Origin of the sequence: Cupriavidus alkaliphilus, from assembly GCF_900094595.1 — a bacterium.
GTDB classification, from domain to species: Bacteria; Pseudomonadota; Gammaproteobacteria; order Burkholderiales; family Burkholderiaceae; genus Cupriavidus; species Cupriavidus alkaliphilus.
In genome coordinates this window covers 293,133-309,881 of the sequence record NZ_FMAD01000007.1, presented here as the reverse complement: position 1 = coordinate 309,881, position 16,749 = coordinate 293,133, and the positions used below count along the sequence as shown (strand labels likewise).

General features: G+C 67.8%; 16 protein-coding genes. 15 read left to right on the top strand and 1 reads right to left on the bottom strand.

Annotation, left to right across the window (positions count from 1 at the left end; genetic code table 11):
- Window positions 1-13 precede the first annotated feature (13 nt).
- The 3 genes from cyoB to cyoD are packed head-to-tail and all read left to right on the top strand — an operon-like array spanning window position 14 to window position 3,005.
- Entirely contained in the window at window positions 14-1,987 is a 1,974-nt protein-coding gene (gene cyoB, locus GA0116996_RS17120; protein WP_012352350.1) for a cytochrome o ubiquinol oxidase subunit I, read from the top strand.
- 5 nt (window positions 1,988-1,992) lie between these two features.
- On the top strand, window positions 1,993-2,637 hold the full coding sequence (gene cyoC / locus GA0116996_RS17115; RefSeq protein WP_092314024.1) for a cytochrome o ubiquinol oxidase subunit III: 645 nt from the start codon (window positions 1,993-1,995) through the stop codon (window positions 2,635-2,637).
- Window positions 2,637-3,005 (top strand): cytochrome o ubiquinol oxidase subunit IV, encoded by a 369-nt coding sequence (gene cyoD / locus GA0116996_RS17110; RefSeq protein WP_012352352.1) that lies wholly within the window; start codon window positions 2,637-2,639, stop codon window positions 3,003-3,005. The genes cyoC and cyoD overlap by 1 nt, the downstream gene beginning before the upstream one ends.
- A 67-nt stretch (window positions 3,006-3,072) precedes the next feature.
- Here cyoD and GA0116996_RS17105 read toward each other — a convergent pair whose 3' ends face one another.
- The gene (locus tag GA0116996_RS17105) at window positions 3,073-5,127 is read right to left on the bottom strand and encodes a gamma-glutamyltransferase family protein (RefSeq protein ID WP_092314022.1); all 2,055 of its coding nucleotides are present in this window, start codon (window positions 5,125-5,127) and stop codon (window positions 3,073-3,075) included.
- Between the two features lie 457 nt (window positions 5,128-5,584).
- Between GA0116996_RS17105 and urtA the strand changes: the two genes are divergently transcribed.
- The 12 genes from urtA (at window position 5,585) to GA0116996_RS17045 (ending at window position 16,744) form a co-directional block, all read left to right on the top strand.
- On the top strand, window positions 5,585-6,841 hold the full coding sequence (urtA, locus tag GA0116996_RS17100; RefSeq protein ID WP_092314020.1) for an urea ABC transporter substrate-binding protein: 1,257 nt from the start codon (window positions 5,585-5,587) through the stop codon (window positions 6,839-6,841).
- A 123-nt stretch (window positions 6,842-6,964) separates the two neighbouring features.
- Window positions 6,965-8,581, top strand: a complete 1,617-nt coding sequence (urtB, locus tag GA0116996_RS17095) for an urea ABC transporter permease subunit UrtB (RefSeq protein ID WP_244159895.1) — start codon at window positions 6,965-6,967, stop codon at window positions 8,579-8,581.
- The gene (gene urtC, locus GA0116996_RS17090) at window positions 8,581-9,789 is read left to right on the top strand and encodes an urea ABC transporter permease subunit UrtC (RefSeq protein WP_092314016.1); all 1,209 of its coding nucleotides are present in this window, start codon (window positions 8,581-8,583) and stop codon (window positions 9,787-9,789) included. The genes urtB and urtC overlap by 1 nt, the downstream gene beginning before the upstream one ends.
- On the top strand, window positions 9,786-10,634 hold the full coding sequence (gene urtD / locus GA0116996_RS17085; RefSeq protein WP_092314014.1) for an urea ABC transporter ATP-binding protein UrtD: 849 nt from the start codon (window positions 9,786-9,788) through the stop codon (window positions 10,632-10,634). Before urtC ends, urtD begins: the two co-directional genes overlap by 4 nt.
- A gap of 2 nt (window positions 10,635-10,636) precedes the next feature.
- The gene (urtE, locus tag GA0116996_RS17080; RefSeq protein ID WP_092314012.1) at window positions 10,637-11,329 is read left to right on the top strand and encodes an urea ABC transporter ATP-binding subunit UrtE; all 693 of its coding nucleotides are present in this window, start codon (window positions 10,637-10,639) and stop codon (window positions 11,327-11,329) included.
- Window positions 11,330-11,356: 27 nt separating this feature from the next.
- The gene (locus GA0116996_RS17075; protein ID WP_092314010.1) at window positions 11,357-12,226 is read left to right on the top strand and encodes an urease accessory protein UreD; all 870 of its coding nucleotides are present in this window, start codon (window positions 11,357-11,359) and stop codon (window positions 12,224-12,226) included.
- Between the two features lie 39 nt (window positions 12,227-12,265).
- Entirely contained in the window at window positions 12,266-12,568 is a 303-nt protein-coding gene (locus GA0116996_RS17070) for an urease subunit gamma (protein WP_092314008.1), read from the top strand.
- A 48-nt stretch (window positions 12,569-12,616) separates the two neighbouring features.
- The gene (locus GA0116996_RS17065; protein ID WP_092314154.1) at window positions 12,617-13,228 is read left to right on the top strand and encodes a HupE/UreJ family protein; all 612 of its coding nucleotides are present in this window, start codon (window positions 12,617-12,619) and stop codon (window positions 13,226-13,228) included.
- A gap of 11 nt (window positions 13,229-13,239) precedes the next feature.
- Window positions 13,240-13,545, top strand: a complete 306-nt coding sequence (locus GA0116996_RS17060; protein WP_092314006.1) for an urease subunit beta — start codon at window positions 13,240-13,242, stop codon at window positions 13,543-13,545.
- Complete coding sequence (ureC, locus tag GA0116996_RS17055) at window positions 13,545-15,260, top strand: urease subunit alpha (RefSeq protein WP_092314004.1); 1,716 nt, start codon at window positions 13,545-13,547, stop codon at window positions 15,258-15,260. The genes GA0116996_RS17060 and ureC overlap by 1 nt, the downstream gene beginning before the upstream one ends.
- A 15-nt stretch (window positions 15,261-15,275) precedes the next feature.
- Window positions 15,276-15,917 carry an urease accessory protein UreE gene (gene ureE / locus GA0116996_RS17050; protein WP_092314002.1) on the top strand — a complete coding sequence of 214 codons (642 nt, stop codon included), beginning with the start codon at window positions 15,276-15,278 and terminating at the stop codon, window positions 15,915-15,917.
- Between the two features lie 134 nt (window positions 15,918-16,051).
- Complete coding sequence (locus GA0116996_RS17045; protein WP_092314000.1) at window positions 16,052-16,744, top strand: urease accessory protein UreF; 693 nt, start codon at window positions 16,052-16,054, stop codon at window positions 16,742-16,744.
- The last annotated feature ends 5 nt before the right edge of the window (window positions 16,745-16,749 follow it).

The following is a 16,749-nucleotide window of genomic DNA, read 5'->3' as shown; positions in this document are numbered from 1 at the left end:
CCTGGGAGCAATGATGTTTGGCAAGTTGAGTTTGTCGGCGATTCCGTTTCATGAGCCGATCATCATGGTCGTGCTGGCCGGCGTCGCCCTGGGCGGTGCCGCGCTGCTGGGCGCGATCACCTATTTCAAGAAGTGGGGTTATCTCTGGAACGAGTGGTTCACCTCCGTCGATCACAAGAAGATCGGCGTGATGTACTGCCTGGTCGCCCTGATCATGCTGCTGCGCGGCTTCGCCGACGCGGTCATGATGCGCACCCAGCTGGCGCTGGCCACCAACGGCGCCACCGGCGTGCTGCCGCCCGAGCACTACGACCAGATCTTCACCGCCCACGGCGTGATCATGATCTTCTTCGTGGCCATGCCGCTGATGACCGGCCTGATGAACCTGGTCGTGCCGCTGCAGATCGGCGCGCGCGACGTGGCCTTCCCGTTCCTGAACACGCTGTCGTTCTGGCTGTTCGTGGCGGGCGCCATGCTGGTCAACATCTCGCTGGGCGTCGGTGAGTTCGCCAAGACCGGCTGGCTGGCCTACCCGCCGCTGTCGGGCCTGGACTACAGCCCGGGCGTAGGGGTGGACTATTACCTCTGGAGCTTGCAGATCTCGGGGCTGGGCACCTTGCTGACCGGCGTGAACTTCCTGGTGACGATCCTGCGCATGCGCGCGCCTGGCATGACGCTGATGCGCATGCCGGTGTTCACCTGGACCGCGCTGTGCACCAACGTGCTGATCGTCGCCGCCTTCCCGGTGCTGACCGTGACCCTGGCGCTGCTGGGCCTGGACCGCTACCTCGGCATGCACTTCTTCACGAACGACGGTGGCGGCAACGCCATGATGTACGTGAACCTGATCTGGATCTGGGGCCACCCCGAGGTGTACATCCTGATCCTGCCGGCGTTCGGCATCTTCTCTGAAGTCATCGCCACGTTCTCGGGCAAGAAGCTGTTCGGCTACAAGGGCATGGTGTACGCGACCGCCGCGATCATGGTGCTGTCGTTCATCGTGTGGCTGCACCACTTCTTCACGATGGGCTCGGGCGCCAACGTCAACGCGTTCTTCGGCATCACCACCATGATCATCTCCATCCCGACCGGGGTGAAGATCTTCAACTGGCTGTTCACCATGTACCGCGGCCGCGTGCAGATGACCTCGCCGGTGCTGTGGACCCTGGGCTTCATGATCACCTTCGTGATCGGCGGCATGACCGGCGTGCTGATGGCGGTGCCGGCGGCCGACTTCGTGCTGCACAACAGCCTGTTCCTGATCGCCCACTTCCACAACGTGATCATCGGCGGCGTGCTGTTCGGCTACCTGGCCGGCATCACCTACTGGTGGCCGAAGGCGTTCGGCTTCAAGCTGAACGAGCGCCTGGGCAAGGCTTCGTTCTGGTGCTGGCTGGTGGGCTTCTACTTCGCCTTCATGCCGCTGTACGTGCTGGGCCTGATGGGCATGACCCGCCGCCTGAACCACACCGACAACCCGGCCTGGACGCCGTGGCTGTACCTGGCCGTGGTGGGCGTGGTGTTCGTCGCGCTGGGCATCTTCTTCCAGGTACTGCAGATCGTGGTGTCGATCCGCGACCGCAAGAAGCTGGCCGACGTGACCGGCGACCCGTGGGGCGGCCGCACGCTGGAGTGGGCCACCTCGTCGCCGCCGCCGTTCTACAACTTCGCGCACACCCCGGTGGTGCGTGACCTGGACGCGTTCGCCGACATGAAGGCCCGCGGCGAGACCCTGCCGACCGAAGGCTACGAAAAGATCCACATGCCCAAGAACACGGGCGCGGGCTTCATCATCGGCGCCTTCAGCCTGGTGTTCGGCTTTGCCCTGACCTGGCATATCTGGTGGCTGGCCATCGTTGGCCTGGTGGGCATGATCTGGGCGTTCATCCACCGCAGCAACGACGACCACATCGACTACTACGTGCCGGCCACCGAGGTCGAGCAGATCGAAACGCGCCATCTGCAGCGCATTGCTTCGCAAGCCTGAGAACCATGTCGACTCAAGTCCTAGACCGCATCCCCGCGCAGGCAGGCGCCCCGGCTCACGCCGGCGCGCACGGCCATGACCATGCGCACCACGATACCAGTGCCAATACGGTGTATGGCTTCTGGATCTACCTGATGAGCGACTGCATCATCTTCGCCGGACTGTTCGCGGCCTTCGCCGTGCTGCGCGGCGAAGTGGCAGGCGGCCCGTCGGCGAAGGAGCTGTTCGAGCTCAACTACGTGCTGGTGGAGACCTTCATCCTGCTGTTCTCGTCGATCACGTACGGGATGGCGATGATCTCGCTGCAGAACCGCAGCCTCAAGCACGTGCAGACCTGGCTCGGCATCACCTTCCTGCTGGGCCTGGCGTTCATGGCGATGGAAATCAACGAATTCCACCACCTGATCGCCGAAGGCGCGGGCCCCGGCCGCAGCGCGTTCCTGTCGTCGTTCTTCACGCTGGTCGGCACCCACGGCCTGCACGTCGCCAGCGGCATGCTGTGGATGATCGTGCTGATGTGGCAGCTGGGCAAGAAGGGCATTACCCCGACGCTCAGCAAGCGCCTGATGTGCCTGTCGCTGTTCTGGCACTTCCTGGACGTGGTCTGGATCGGCGTGTTTACCGTGGTCTACCTGATGGGACATCTGTGATGGCACAACACAACGCACCGGCGGCGCACGGCGCCCACGACTCGCACGCGCACGACAGCCACGCTGGCGGCCACGCCAGCTTCAAGGGCTACGCGATCGGCTTCATCCTGGCCGTGATCCTGACCGTGATCCCGTTCAAGATCGTGATGGACGGCACCATGGACAAGGGCACCATCCTGTGGACCATCCTGGGCATGGCCGTGGTCCAGATGATCGTGCACCTGAAGTACTTCCTGCACCTGGACTCGTCGTCCGAACAGCGCAGCAATGTGATCGCGCTGCTGTTCACGGCGCTGATCCTGGTGATCGTGGTGGCGGGTTCGCTGTGGATCATGCACAACCTGAACGCCAACATGATGGTGATGTAAGGACCGGCGTCCTGGCATCGAAAAAAAGGGGCCCCGCGGGGCCCCTTTTTCTTTGGTCGCGGCTTCGTCAGGGCTTGAACGTATCCCCCAGCACCACGCCCTCGCGGCGCGGGTCGGCGCCGCCCACCAGCACGGCGGAGCCGCCGATGGTGGTGCGGATGATGGCGCTCAGCCCGCTCGACTGCGCCGCGGTGTTGACGGTGTGGCCGAGGTTGCGCAGGCCCCTGACCAGCGGGTCGTTGTCGCCCGGCAGGCCGCCGGCCGGCGTGCTGGTGTCGACGTTGGGATGCTCGCCGCCGACGATCATGGCCGAGCCGGCGCCGTTGGAGCCGCCGAAGTCGATCATCGACACCGCCTGCTGCGCATCCAGGCCCCAGTCCAGCGAAGCCACCAGGGTCTTGGCGACGAACTGGATGATGGTGGCGCCGCCCGGCGAGCCGGTGGTCATGTAGAAGTCGCCGCGCGAGCCGTCGCCGTTGCGCTTGAAGACCACCGTCGGCGCCATCGAGCTGCGCGGGCGCTTGCCCGGCTGCAGGCGGTTGGCTACCAGCACGCCGCCCGGAGCGGGATCGGCATTGAAGTCGGTCAGCTCGTTGTTGAGCAGGAAGCCGTTGGTCATGTGGTACGAGCCCAGGCCGGCCTCGATGGTGGTGGTCATCGCCACCACGTTGCCGTACTTGTCATGCAGCGACAGGTGCGTGGTGCCGCGCTCCTCCACCATCGACGGCGCCAGCGGCACGTCGCCGAGGTTGCCCGCCGCCACCGGCGTGACCATCGACCCGGTAGTGCTGATCAGGCTGGCGCGCTGGCTAAGGTAGGGCTTGTTCAGCATGGTGTCCCAGGTGCCGCCGGGCAACGGGATGAAGTCGGTGTCGGCCACGTACTTGTTGCGGTCGGCATAGGCCAGGTGCCCGGCCTCGCCCATCAGGTGGGCGCCCAGCACGCTCGGCCGGCCGCCGTTCTGGTCGACCAGCGTGGGCTTGTGCGCGGCCATGTCGAAGTTCTCGACGATGCCCAGTATTTGCGCCACCGCGATCCCGCCCGACGACGGCGGCGGCATGCCGCATACCTCGTACTGCCGGTAGGTGGTGCACACCGGCGTGCGCTTTTTGGCCTGGTAGTTGGCCAGGTCGTCCAGCGTGGTCACGCCCGGCGTGGTATTGCCGTCGTAGGTGGTCTGGATCTTGGCGACGATGGCCTGGGCGATCGGCCCGTTCTTGTAGAAGGCGTCGGCGCCGTCAGCGGCGACGGCGCTGAAGACCGCCGCCAGCGCGGGGTTGCGCAGCACGGTGTTGACCGCGCGCGGGGTGCCGTCGGGATTCAGTAAGTAGGCGGCCATCTCCGGATCGCGCTTGATGTTGGCGACGGTGGCGCTGTCGGAGATCGCGGCAGCCATGCGCGGCGGGATCGCGAAGCCGTCGGTGGCCAGCTTGATTGCCGGCGCGAACAGTTCCTTCCACGCGGTCTTGCCGTAGTCGCGGTGGGCCAGCTCGAGCACGCGCAGCGTGCCCGGGGTGCCGATGGAGCGGCCGCTGCGCTGGGCGTTGGGCAGCGGCGCGGTCGGGTCGGCCGCGGACTTCCAGCGCAGGTAGTTCTCGTCGGCGGCGGCCGGCGCGGTCTCGCGGCCGTCGTAGGCGGTGAGCTGCCGCGTCCCCGCGTCGTAATGCAGGATGAAGGCACCGCCGCCGATGCCGGACGATTGCGGCTCGACCAGGTTCAGCACCATCTGCGCCGCCACGGCGGCGTCGATGGCGGTGCCGCCGGCCTTCAGCACGTCGCACGCCGCCTTGGTCGAGACCGGGTTGTTGGTCACCGCCATATAGGTCTTGCTGTAGACCGTGACCTTGGGCGCATAGCCGGTCGCCTGCTCCGGCGCGTTGGGGTCGCCCGGCAGCACCACGGCCTGGCCGCCGGTGCTGCCGTCGAGCTCGCAGCCGGCGGTCGGCGTGACCGGCGGTGGCGGGGGAGGAGGCGGGGGATCGTCGCCGCCGCCGCAGGCGCCCAGGGTCAGCGCCAGTGCCGCCAGGGCCAGCTTGCCGCGGCGCTGGCGCCAGGCCGGGGTGGCGCGCGGCAACGGCTGTGGCTCGGCGGGGGATGCGTGGGGATCGGCGGCGTACGGCATGGTTTCTCCTTCCTGTCGTGGGGGTCCGGGAAATGCCATGGCCGGGTTCGCGCAGGCGGGACCGCGGCCAGCTTTCACCGTAGTGCCGCGGCGCTCCAGCCTTAATCATTGAATGTACGGATTTACATGCATTCGAATCCGGGTTTAAGCGGGTGCTTAATCGGGCTGGGCTGCCGGGCTGGCGTGCCGGCGCTCGCCGATTGCGCCACGATGGCCCATGTCACGGCCCGGCGATGGGCGCCATGCACCGTCATCGCACGCGGTGACCGATACGCACTGTCACAGTGCGCTTGTCCGTTGCACGGCGATGGTGCGTCCGCGAGACGGAAGGCAGCGTCCGCCCGCTGGCGCCGCCCGTGGCCGCGCCGCGCACGGCTCTTCGCCGTGGCACGCTAGTTGCAGATGCATCACCCCGGGGAGCGTAGTCCCTGACCAACACCATAAACGGGAGCTGCAAATGCAACGACGTGACATGCTGAAGCTGTCGGCGATAGCCGCCGCGGCGATGATCGGTACCAGCCCGCTGGCGCTGGCGCAGTCCAAGGAGCCGATCAAGGTCGGCATCCTGCATTCGCTGTCCGGCACCATGGCAATCTCGGAAACGTCGCTGAAGGACGTGGCCCTGATGACCATCGACGAGATCAACAAGAGCGGCGGCGTGCTCGGGCGCAAGCTGGAGCCGGTGGTGGTGGACCCGGCGTCGAACTGGCCGCTGTTCGCCGAGAAGGCGCGCCAGCTGGTCAGCAAGGACAAGGTGGCGGTGACCTTCGGCTGCTGGACCTCGGTGTCGCGCAAGTCGGTGCTGCCGGTCTACGAAGAGCTCAACTCGCTGCTGTTCTACCCGGTGCAGTATGAAGGCGAGGAGATGTCGAAGAACGTCTTCTACACCGGCGCGGCGCCCAACCAACAGGCCATCCCCGCGGTCGAATACCTGATCAGCAAGGAGGGCGGCGGCGCCAAGCGCTTCTTCCTGCTCGGCACCGACTACGTCTACCCGCGCACCACCAACAAGATCCTGCGCGCCTTCCTGAAGAGCAAGGGCGTGGCCGACAAGGACATCGAAGAGGTCTACACCCCGTTCGGCCACAGCGACTACCAGACCATCGTCGCAAATATCAAGAAGTTCTCGCAGGGCGGCAAGACCGCGGTGATCTCCACCATCAACGGCGATTCCAACGTGCCGTTCTACAAGGAGCTGGGCAACGCCGGGCTCAAGGCCAAGGATGTTCCGGTGGTGGCGTTCTCGGTCGGCGAAGAAGAGCTGCGCGGCATCGACACCAAGCCGCTGGTGGGCCACCTGGCCGCGTGGAACTACTTCATGTCGGTCAAGAACCCCGAGAACGACGCCTTCCGCAAGCAGTGGGCGGCCTGGGTCAAGGCCAACAACCTGCCCGGCGGCGACAAGCGCGTGACCAACGACCCGATGGAAGCCACCTACGTGGGCATCCACATGTGGGCGCAGGCGGTGAAGAAGGCCGGCAGCACCGACACCGCCAAGGTGCGCGCGGCCATGTACGGCCAGACCTTCAAGGCGCCGGACGGCTTCACCCTGACCATGGGCGAGAACCACCACCTGTACAAGCCGGTGATGATCGGCGAGGTCAAGGCCGACGGCCAGTTCGCGGTGGTGTGGAAGACGCCGAAGGCGGTGCGCGCGCAGCCGTGGAGCCCGTTCATCGCGGGCAATGAAGGGAAGCCGGACAAGGCGATGTAAGCGGCCGCCGTCGCCGGTGTGCTCCCCTCTCCCACTGCGTGGGAGAGGGGAGCACACCTTCAGCTTGGTTTTCCACTTTCGTCACGGCGAGCCCCTATGCGCTACCCGACAATCCGAACCGTCATGCCATGCCTGCGCGCCATGCTGGCCGCGCTGCTGCTGGCCTCGGCGCCCTGGGCCGCGGCACTGACGCAGGCCGACCTCAAGCCGCTGGCCGGGGACGACTTCGACGCCAAGACCGCCGCGCTGTCCGCCCTGACGAAGGCAACGCCCGCCGAAGCCGGCCCGATCCTGCAGGCGCTGCAGGACGACGCCCTGCAATACGCGCCGTCGGTCGGCATGGTGCGGCAGGACGGCGACAAGCTGGTCGATGCGATCACCGGCAAGCCGGTCACGGTCAAGGCCGACGAACTCGAATCCCTGACCCTGAACAACAGCCTGCGCGCGCAGGTCGACAGCGCCGCCAGCAGCCTGCTGCTGCAGTCGCCGGACATCGCCATGCGCGCGCAGGCGGTGGCCACGCTGCGCGACCAGCCCGAAAGCGCGTCGCTGGCGGCGGTGGAAGCCGCGCGCAAGACCGAGGCCGATGCCGGCCTGCGCGCCAGCCTGGACGTGATCTGGGCCAACCTGGTGCTGACCGGCATCGCCGAGGCCGCCGCGCGCGAGGCGCGGCTCGAAGCCATCCGCATCCTGGGCCGCGACAGTAACCCGCAAAACCGCCAGAAACTGGAGCCGCTGGTCGAGCGCGACAGCGCCGGCCGCTACCGCGAGCCCGATGGCAGCGTGCGGCTGGCCGCGCAGCAGGCGCTGGACACGCTGCAGGGCGACCAGCGCCGCGCTGAAGTGATCGGCAACCTGTTCGCCGGGCTGAGCCTGGGCAGCGTGCTGCTGCTGGCCGCGCTCGGCCTAGCCATCACCTATGGCCTGATCGGCGTGATCAACATGGCGCACGGCGAATTCCTGATGATCGGCGCCTATGCCACCTACGTGGTGCAGTCGCTGTTCCGCGCCTATGCGCCGGGCGCGCTCGACTGGTATCTGCCCGCGGCGCTGCCGGTTTCGTTCCTGGCAGCCGCCGTGGTGGGCTTCGTGCTGGAACGGCTGGTGCTGCGCCACCTGTACGGGCGCCCGCTGGAAACGCTCCTGGCCACCTTCGGTGTGAGCCTGCTGCTGATGCAGGCGGTGCGCACGCTGTTCGGCGCGCAGAACGTGGAAGTGTCCAATCCCGGATGGATGAGCGGCGGCTTCGAATGGCTGCCGGGGCTGGTGATCCCGTACAACCGCGTGGTCATCATCCTGTTCGCGCTGGCAGTGGTGGCGGTGGCGTGGGGCGTGCTCAACCGCACGCGCCTGGGGCTGTTCGTGCGCGCGACCACGCAGAACCGCACCATGGCCGCGTGCGTTGGCGTGCGTACCTGGCAGGTCGACAGCTACGCCTTTGCCTTCGGTGCCGGCATCGCCGGGCTCGGCGGCTGCGCGCTGTCGCAGATCGGCAATGTCGGTCCCGACCTGGGCCAGGCCTACATCATCGATTCGTTCATGGTGGTGGTGCTGGGTGGGGTGGGGCAACTGGCCGGCACCATCGTCGGTGCATTCGGGCTGGGCATCCTCAACAAGTTCATCGAACCCTTCTATGGCGCGGTGCTGGCCAAGATCCTGGTCCTGGTGCTGATCGTGCTGTTTATCCAGAAGCGGCCGCAGGGACTGTTCGCGCTCAAGGGGCGCAGCGCGGAGGCATGATGCAGCGATTCCAACCGAACTCTTCCGCGGCACCGTTCCGGCTGGCCGTGCCCGAACGCCAGTCGCTGTTCTCGCCGCGCGGCTGGATGGTGCTGGTGGCGCTGACCGTGATGGCCGGCATCGGCGTGCCGGTGTGCGCGCTGCTGGTGCCGGAGGGCCATCCGCTGCACCTGTCGGCGTATGCGCTGACGCTGGTCGGCAAGATCATGTGCTTTGCGCTGGCGGCGATCGCGCTCGACCTGGTGTGGGGCTACTGCGGCATCCTCAGCCTCGGCCATGGCCTGTTCTTCGCGCTGGGCGGCTATGCCATGGGCATGTACCTGATGCGTTCGATCGGGCGCGAAGGCGTGTACCAGAGCGACCTGCCGGACTTCATGGTGTTCCTCGACTGGAAGGAGCTGCCGTGGTTCTGGCACGGCACCGACCACCTCGGCTACGCGCTGCTGCTGGTGGTGCTGGTGCCGGGCGTGCTGGCGTGGCTGTTCGGCTTCTTTGCCTTCCGCTCGCGCATCAAGGGCGTGTACCTGTCGATCATCACGCAGGCGATGACGTATGCTGCAATGCTGCTGTTCTTCCGCAACGAGACCGGCTTCGGCGGCAACAACGGCTTTACCGACTTCAAGCGCATCGCCGGCTTTGCCATCGCCGCGCCGCAGACGCGCACGGCGCTGTTCGTGCTGACTTTCCTGGCGCTGCTGGCCGGCTTTATCGCCTGCCGCTATATCGTCACCTCGAAGCTCGGCCGCGTGGTCACGGCGGTGCGCGATGCCGAGATGCGCGTAATGTTCTCGGGCTACAACCCGCTCGGCTACAAGCTCTTCGTGTGGACTTTCTCGGCGGTGCTGTGCGGCATCGCCGGCGCGCTGTACGTGCCGCAGGTCGGCATCATCAATCCGGGCGAGATGTCGCCCGGCAATTCGATCGAGATGGCGGTGTGGGTGGCCGTGGGCGGGCGCGGCACGCTGGTCGGGCCGGTGATCGGGGCGTTCCTGGTCAATGGCGCCAAGACGCTGTTCACCGCGCACTTCGCCGAATACTGGCTGTTCCTGCTGGGCGCGATGTTCGTGCTGGTGACGCTGTACCTGCCCGACGGCGTGACCGGCCTGTGGCAGCGCTGGCGCGAGCGCCGCGCGCACACACCCGCGCCGGGCGCGACCGAACCGGTCTCCACGCCAGCGGTCGCGGGCCGCAGCGGAGGTGAAGCATGAACGCCGCAGTCGAACACCGCCAGGCCGAGAGCGGCGATGCCACCGGCCTGGGCCGCATCGTCGAGCCGGGCACCATCGACGTGTCGCACGGCCCGATCCTTTACCTCGAAGACGTGACCGTACAGTTCGACGGCTTCCGCGCCCTCAACAAGCTGAACCTGGCGATCGACCACGGCGAACTGCGCTGCGTGATCGGCCCCAACGGCGCCGGCAAGACCACCATGATGGATGTCATCACCGGCAAGACCGGACCACGCAACGCCAGTGTCAGCGGGCGCGTGTTCCTGGGCCAGACCATCGACCTGATGCGGATGACCGAGCCGCGCATCGCGCAGGCCGGCATCGGCCGCAAGTTCCAGAAGCCCACCGTGTTCGAGCAGCACGCGGTGTGGGAAAACCTGGAACTGGCGATGCAGGCCGACAAGCGCTGGTGGTCGTCGCTGCGCGCGCGGCTGACCACCGCCGGGCATCGCCGTATCGAGGAGACCCTGGCGCTGACCGGCCTCGAGGCCGAGGCCTACCGGCCCGCCGGGCTGCTGTCGCACGGGCAGAAGCAGCGGCTGGAAATCGGCATGCTGCTGATGCAGCAGCCACAGTTGCTGCTGCTCGACGAGCCCGTCGCCGGCATGACCGACGAGGAGACCATGCAGCTCGCCAGCCTGCTCAACGGCCTGCGCGGCAGCTGCTCGATGATGGTGGTGGAGCACGACATGGAGTTCGTCGCCGCGCTGGCGGGTGCCGCCGGCAAGGTCACGGTGCTGGCCGAGGGCAGCGTGCTGGCCGAAGGCACGCTCGACAGCGTCAAGCGCGACGAACGCGTGATCGAATCCTACCTGGGGAGATAGGCATGCTGCAGGTCAATGCACTGAACCAGTACTACGGCGGCAGCCATATCCTGCGCAACGTCAGCTTCGAGGTGCCGGCGGGCAAGCTGACCACGCTGCTCGGCCGCAACGGCGTCGGCAAGAGCACGCTGCTGAAATGCCTGATGGGCGTGGTGCCGACGCGCAGCGGCAGCATCCATTGGGATGGCAGGGCGCTGGAGAAGAAGGCGCCGTACGAACGCGTCGCGGCCGGGCTGGCCTATGTGCCGCAGGGGCGCGAGATTTTTCCGCGGCTGACGGTCGAGGAGAACCTGCTGATCGGCGCCGCCAGCCGCGCGCGGCCGGCGGGCGTGCCGGAGCGCATCTACCAGTTGTTCCCGGTGCTGCGCACCATGCGCCTGCGCCGCGGCGGCGACCTGTCCGGCGGCCAGCAGCAGCAACTGGCGATCGGCCGCGCGCTGATGAGCGAGCCGCAACTGCTGATCCTCGACGAGCCGACCGAAGGCATCCAGCCCTCGATCATCCAGGACATCGGCCGCGCGTTGCGGCTGCTGGTCGACGAGTTCGGCATGACGGTGCTGCTGGTCGAGCAGTACTACGAATTCGCGCGGCACATCGCCGACCACTATGTGGTGATGAGCCGCGGCGAAGTGGTGGCGCGCGGCGCCGGCGCCAGCATGGAGCAGGACGGCGTGCGCGAGCTGATCGCCGTGTAGGGCGCGCGCAAGTTCCGTTCGCCATCGATGCGCCATCCGGATTTCCCTTCTTCCCTCGCCCTGCCGGCGGCCTGGCAGGCCACGCTGCACCTGCGCTTTGCGCCGCGCGGCGGGCGCACCGTGCTGACCGAGCGGCGCCATCGGGGCCCGCTGCTGGTACAGAAGGCGCTGTACCCGGAAGGTGGCATCTGCCACGCGGTGATCCTGCACCCGCCGGCTGGCGTGGCCGGTGGCGACAGCCTGGAGATCGACGTGGCGGTGGAGTCCGGCGCGCATGCGGTGCTGGCCACGCCGGGCGCCACCAAGTGGTACAAGTCGCTGGGCCGCGACGCGGCCCAGCGGGTGCGGCTGGCGGTGGGCGAGGGCGCGCGGCTGGACTGGCTGCCGCAGGAGAACATCGTTTTCGACGAGGCGCGTGCGCGGATTTCCACCGTGCTCGACATCGCGCCGGGCGGCAGCGCGATCGGCTGGGATGCCGTGGTGCTCGGCCGCCAGGCATCGGGCGAGCAGTGGGCGCGCGGCGCGCTGTGGCTGGATACGCGCATCGGCGCCGGCGAGCGCGCGTTGTGGATCGAGCAATCGCATATCGACGCGGCATCGCCGCTGCGCAATGCCGTGCCCGGGCTGGACGGGCTGAACGTGCTGGGCACGCTGTGGGCGGTCGGCGCAGGCGCCACGCAAGACCTTGCCGAAACGCTGGCCGAGCGGCTGCCTTATACGCCGGCGTTGCGCGCAGGCGTGACTTGCCTCGCCGCCAACGGCCAGTCGATGCTGCTGCTGCGCGTGCTGGGCCGGCACATGGAAGCGGTGCGCCACCTAATGACCGACACCTGGCAGGCGCTGCGCATGCCGCTGCATGGCGTCGCGGCGCAACCGCTGCGGCTGTGGGCGACGTAGCCCGTCAATACGCAATCGAACACCAAACAGGAACGAGAGATGGAACTGACGCCGCGCGAGAAAGACAAGCTGCTGATCTTCACCGCCGCGCTGCTGGCCGAGCGGCGCAAGGCCCGCGGGCTGAAGCTGAACTACCCGGAAGCGGTGGCGCTGATCACCGCCGCCATCATGGAAGGCGCGCGCGACGGCCGCACCGTGGCCGAGCTGATGCACGCCGGCACCACCGTGCTGCAGCGTGACGACGTGATGGCGGGCGTGGCCGAGATGATCCCGGAGATCCAGGTCGAGGCCACCTTCCCGGACGGCACCAAGCTGGTCACCGTCCACCATCCCATTGTCTGAAACGCATTGATAACCGAAGCCGGCACCCCGGCCAATCCGATGACCGCGATGACCCGTACCGCTTGCCTGCGCCTTGCCCTGGGCGCTTCCCTGACCGTTGCCGCCGGCGCCGCGCTGGCGCATCCCGGCCACGATGCCGCCACCGTCGGCGCCAGCCTGTGGGCCGGCCTGGCGCACCCGTTCACCGGCGCCGACCACCTGCTGGCGATGGCCGCGGTGGGGGTATGGAGCGCGCTGGTGGCGCGCTCCGCCGCCGATACGCTGCGCCTGCCGCTGGCCTTCGTGGGCTTGATGCTGGTGGGCGCCGCGCTCGGCCTCTGCGGCATGGCGCTGCCGGCGGTGGAGCCCATGATCGCCGCTTCGCTGCTGGTGATCGGCTTGCTGCTGGCGCTGCGCGCCAAGCTGCCGGCGTGGGCCGGCACGCTGCTGGTGGGCGGCTTTGCCGTGTTCCACGGCTATGCGCATGGGGCGGAACTGCCCGCCAGTGCCGGCGCGCTGCCGGCGGTGCTGGCCTATGTGGGCGGGTTTGCCGCCGCCACCATGGCGCTGCACCTGCTGGGCATCGGCGTCGGCACGCTGCTGCGCCGCCGCGCCGGCTGGCTCGCGCGCGCGGCCGGCGCGGGCGTGGCGCTGTACGGCGCCGGCCTGCTGGTTGCCTGAGGAGGACCGCCATGATCCCCGGTGAACTGATGCCCGCCGACGGCGAGATCGCGCTCAATGTCGGCCGCGCCACCGTCAGCGTGACGGTGGCCAATACCGGCGACCGGCCGATCCAGGTCGGCTCGCACTTCCACTTCTACGAAACCAACGCGGCCCTGGCGTTCGAGCGCGAGGCCACGCGCGGCTTTCGCCTGAACATCGCCGCGGGCACCGCGGTGCGCTTCGAGCCCGGGCAGACCCGCACCGTGGAACTGGTGGCGCTGGCGGGCGACCGCATGGTCTACGGCTTCAACGGCAAGATCATGGGAGCGCTGTGATGGCATCGATCTCCAGGCAGGCCTATGCCGAGATGTTCGGCCCCACCACCGGCGACCGCCTGCGGCTGGCAGATACCGGGCTGATCATCGAAGTCGAGAAGGACTTCACCGTCTACGGCGAGGAAGTCAAGTTCGGCGGCGGCAAGGTGATCCGCGACGGCATGGGGCAGAGCCAGCGCATGGCGCAGGACTGCGTCGACACCGTGATCACCAATGCACTGATCGTCGACCACTGGGGCATCGTCAAGGCCGATATCGGCCTCAAGCACGGGCGTATCGCGGCGATCGGCAAGGCCGGCAATCCCGACATCCAGCCCGGCGTCACCATCGTGGTCGGCCCCGGCACCGAGGTGATCGCGGCCGAGGGCATGATCGTCACCGCGGGCGGCATCGACAGCCATATCCACTTCATCTGCCCGCAGCAGATCGACGAGGCGCTGACGAGCGGCGTCACCACCATGATCGGCGGCGGGACCGGGCCCGCCACCGGCACCTTCGCCACCACCGTGACGCCGGGGCCGTGGTACATGGAGCGCATGCTGCAGGCCGCCGATGCCTACCCGATGAATATCGGCCTGCTGGGCAAGGGCAACGCCAGCCAGCCGGGGCCGATCCTGGAGCAGGTCGAAGCCGGCGCCATCGGCCTGAAGCTGCATGAAGACTGGGGCACCACGCCGGCGGCGATCGATACCTGCCTGTCGGTGGCCGACGCGACCGACACCCAGGTGGCGATCCACACCGATACGCTCAACGAGGCCGGTTTCGTCGAGGCGACCATCGCCGCGTTCAAGGGCCGCACCATCCATACCTACCACACCGAAGGCGCCGGCGGCGGCCATGCGCCGGACATCATCAAGGTGTGCGGCGAGGCCAACGTGCTGCCGTCGTCGACCAACCCGACGCGCCCGTACACCGTCAACACGCTGGACGAGCATCTCGACATGCTGATGGTGTGCCACCACCTGGACCCGTCGATCGCCGAGGACATCGCCTTCGCCGAAAGCCGCATCCGCCGCGAGACCATCGCCGCCGAGGACATCCTGCACGACCTCGGCGCGTTCTCGATGATCTCGAGCGATTCGCAGGCGATGGGGCGCGTCGGCGAAGTCATCATCCGAACCTGGCAGACCGCGCACAAGATGGCGGCGCAGCGCGGCAAGCTGCCGGGCGATCCGCACGATGCGCGCGGCGGGCACGACAACTTCCGCGTCCGGCGCTATGTCGCCAAGTACACCATCAACCCGGCGCTGACCCACGGCATCGCACATGAAGTGGGTTCGGTCGAGGTCGGCAAGTGGGCCGACCTGGTGCTGTGGCGGCCCGCGTTCTTCGGCGTCAAGCCCAGCCTGATCCTGAAGGGCGGCATGATCGCCGCGGCCGCGATGGGAGATCCCAATGCATCGATCCCGACGCCGCAGCCGGTGCACTACCGGCCCATGTTCGCCGCGGCCGGCGGCGCGCTGCATCGTTCGTCGCTGACCTTCGTCTCGCAGGCGGCGCTGGCGGCCGGCATCGGCGAACGCTACGGGCTGGCCAAGACGCTGTCGGCCGTGCGCGGCACCCGCATCGTCAGCAAGCGCGACATGGTCCACAACGACTGGCAACCGCATGTCACGGTCGATCCCGAGACCTACCAGGTGGTGGCCGACGGCCAGTTGCTGACCTGCGAGCCCGCCACCGAGCTGCCCTTGGCGCAGCGCTATTTCTTGTTTTGATGGGGCGGAATTGCCATGCTGAAGATCGATAAGCATTTGACCGCGCCGCACGGCATCGCCGGCGTGCTGGTGCGCCGCGCACCCAAGCTGGTGCTGCCGTTTGCCGCCCGCAGCAAGAGCCGCCTGCGCGCGGTGCTCGACAACGGCGCCGACGCAGCGCTGTTCCTGCCGCGCGGCACGGTCCTGCGCGGCGGCGACCTGCTGGTGGCCGAGGACGGCAGTTTGATCGAAGTCCTGGCCGCCGCCGAGTCCGTGCTGGAAGTGCGCGCACAGGACCCGCACGCGCTGATGCGCGCGGCCTACCACCTCGGCAACCGCCACACGCCGGTGGAGATCGGGCGCGACTACCTGCGGCTCGAATATGACGCGGTGCTGGCCGACATGCTGCGGCGTCTGGGCGTGCAGGCGGAACGCGCCGACCTGCCGTTCGAGCCGGAGGCGGGCGCTTACGGCGGCGGGCACAAGCATGGGCACGATGCGACGTTCGCGGAGGACTATGCGGCGGCGCAGGCGGTGTTTCATGAGCATCATGGGCACTCGCACTCGCACTCGCACTCGCACTCGCACTCGCACTCGCACTCGCACGGGCAAGCTCATGATCACGAACATGGCGACGCGGAGCATGTTGGCGATTCAAACTGCGTGCATAAGCATTGATTCCACTAGTGCTGAGAGCAAGGAGGAGGGCGCGCTGTGCACGAGCCTGAAGACCTTACCAATACCGACACCGCGCTCCCCTCTCCCGCAAGCGGGAGAGGGGAGCAAAGCGGTGGCAAGCGGAAACGGTAGCCATGACCAACCTCCACCAACTCATCTCCCTGCTGCACCTCGCCTCGCCGTCGCTGCCCATCGGCGGCTTCAGCTATTCGCAGGGTCTCGAGGCCGCAATCGAATCCGGCAGCGTGCACGACGCGCCGACTGCCGAGCGCTGGATCCGCGACAACCTGCTGCACGTCCAGTCCCAATGCGAAGCGCCAGTGTGGCTGCTGTTGCATCGCCACTGGCGTGCCGGCGACACGGCAGCGGTACGTTCGTGGAACGCCTGGTTCCACGCCACCCGCGAAACCTCGGAGCTTCGCCTCGAGACCGAGCAGATGGGCTGGTCGCTGGCGAAGCTGATTGCCCAGATGGAATGGGGCACGCCGGCATTGCGCGAAGCGCTGGCAATGCTCTCGCCGGTCTGCCTGCCAACCGCCTTCACGGCAGCCTGCGTTGCGCTGGACGTCGACGCCCGCGACGGCCTGGCCGCGTATTGCTTCAACTGGGCCGAGAACCAGGTCGCCGCCGCGATCAAGGCGGTGCCGCTGGGCCAGGTCGCCGGCCAACACATGCTGCGCCGCCTTCACGCGGCGGTACTGGAAACCGTGGACGAAGCCACGCGCCGCGCCGATTCCACGCCGCCGCAACTGTCGACCTTTTCCCCGATGCTGGGGCTGCTGTGCGCACGCCACGAAACGCAGTACTCCCGGCTGTTCCGATCCTGAACCGA

Bases quoted from the DNA above. Each gene is read 5' to 3' on its own strand.
- GA0116996_RS17060 (WP_092314006.1), top strand. From the start codon at position 13,240: ATGATCCCCGGTGAACTGATGCCCGCCGACGGCGAGATCGCGCTCAAT.
- GA0116996_RS17065 (WP_092314154.1), top strand. From the start codon at position 12,617: ATGACCCGTACCGCTTGCCTGCGCCTTGCCCTGGGCGCTTCCCTGACC.
- urtD (WP_092314014.1), top strand. From the start codon at position 9,786: ATGAACGCCGCAGTCGAACACCGCCAGGCCGAGAGCGGCGATGCCACC.
- ureC (WP_092314004.1), top strand. From the start codon at position 13,545: ATGGCATCGATCTCCAGGCAGGCCTATGCCGAGATGTTCGGCCCCACC.
- GA0116996_RS17105 (WP_092314022.1), bottom strand. From the start codon at position 5,127: ATGCCGTACGCCGCCGATCCCCACGCATCCCCCGCCGAGCCACAGCCG.
- cyoC (WP_092314024.1), top strand. From the start codon at position 1,993: ATGTCGACTCAAGTCCTAGACCGCATCCCCGCGCAGGCAGGCGCCCCG.
- GA0116996_RS17070 (WP_092314008.1), top strand. From the start codon at position 12,266: ATGGAACTGACGCCGCGCGAGAAAGACAAGCTGCTGATCTTCACCGCC.
- urtC (WP_092314016.1), top strand. From the start codon at position 8,581: ATGCAGCGATTCCAACCGAACTCTTCCGCGGCACCGTTCCGGCTGGCC.
- cyoB (WP_012352350.1), top strand. From the start codon at position 14: ATGTTTGGCAAGTTGAGTTTGTCGGCGATTCCGTTTCATGAGCCGATC.
- GA0116996_RS17045 (WP_092314000.1), top strand. From the start codon at position 16,052: ATGACCAACCTCCACCAACTCATCTCCCTGCTGCACCTCGCCTCGCCG.
- urtA (WP_092314020.1), top strand. From the start codon at position 5,585: ATGCAACGACGTGACATGCTGAAGCTGTCGGCGATAGCCGCCGCGGCG.
- urtE (WP_092314012.1), top strand. From the start codon at position 10,637: ATGCTGCAGGTCAATGCACTGAACCAGTACTACGGCGGCAGCCATATC.
- ureE (WP_092314002.1), top strand. From the start codon at position 15,276: ATGCTGAAGATCGATAAGCATTTGACCGCGCCGCACGGCATCGCCGGC.
- GA0116996_RS17075 (WP_092314010.1), top strand. From the start codon at position 11,357: ATGCGCCATCCGGATTTCCCTTCTTCCCTCGCCCTGCCGGCGGCCTGG.
- urtB (WP_244159895.1), top strand. From the start codon at position 6,965: ATGCCATGCCTGCGCGCCATGCTGGCCGCGCTGCTGCTGGCCTCGGCG.
- cyoD (WP_012352352.1), top strand. From the start codon at position 2,637: ATGGCACAACACAACGCACCGGCGGCGCACGGCGCCCACGACTCGCAC.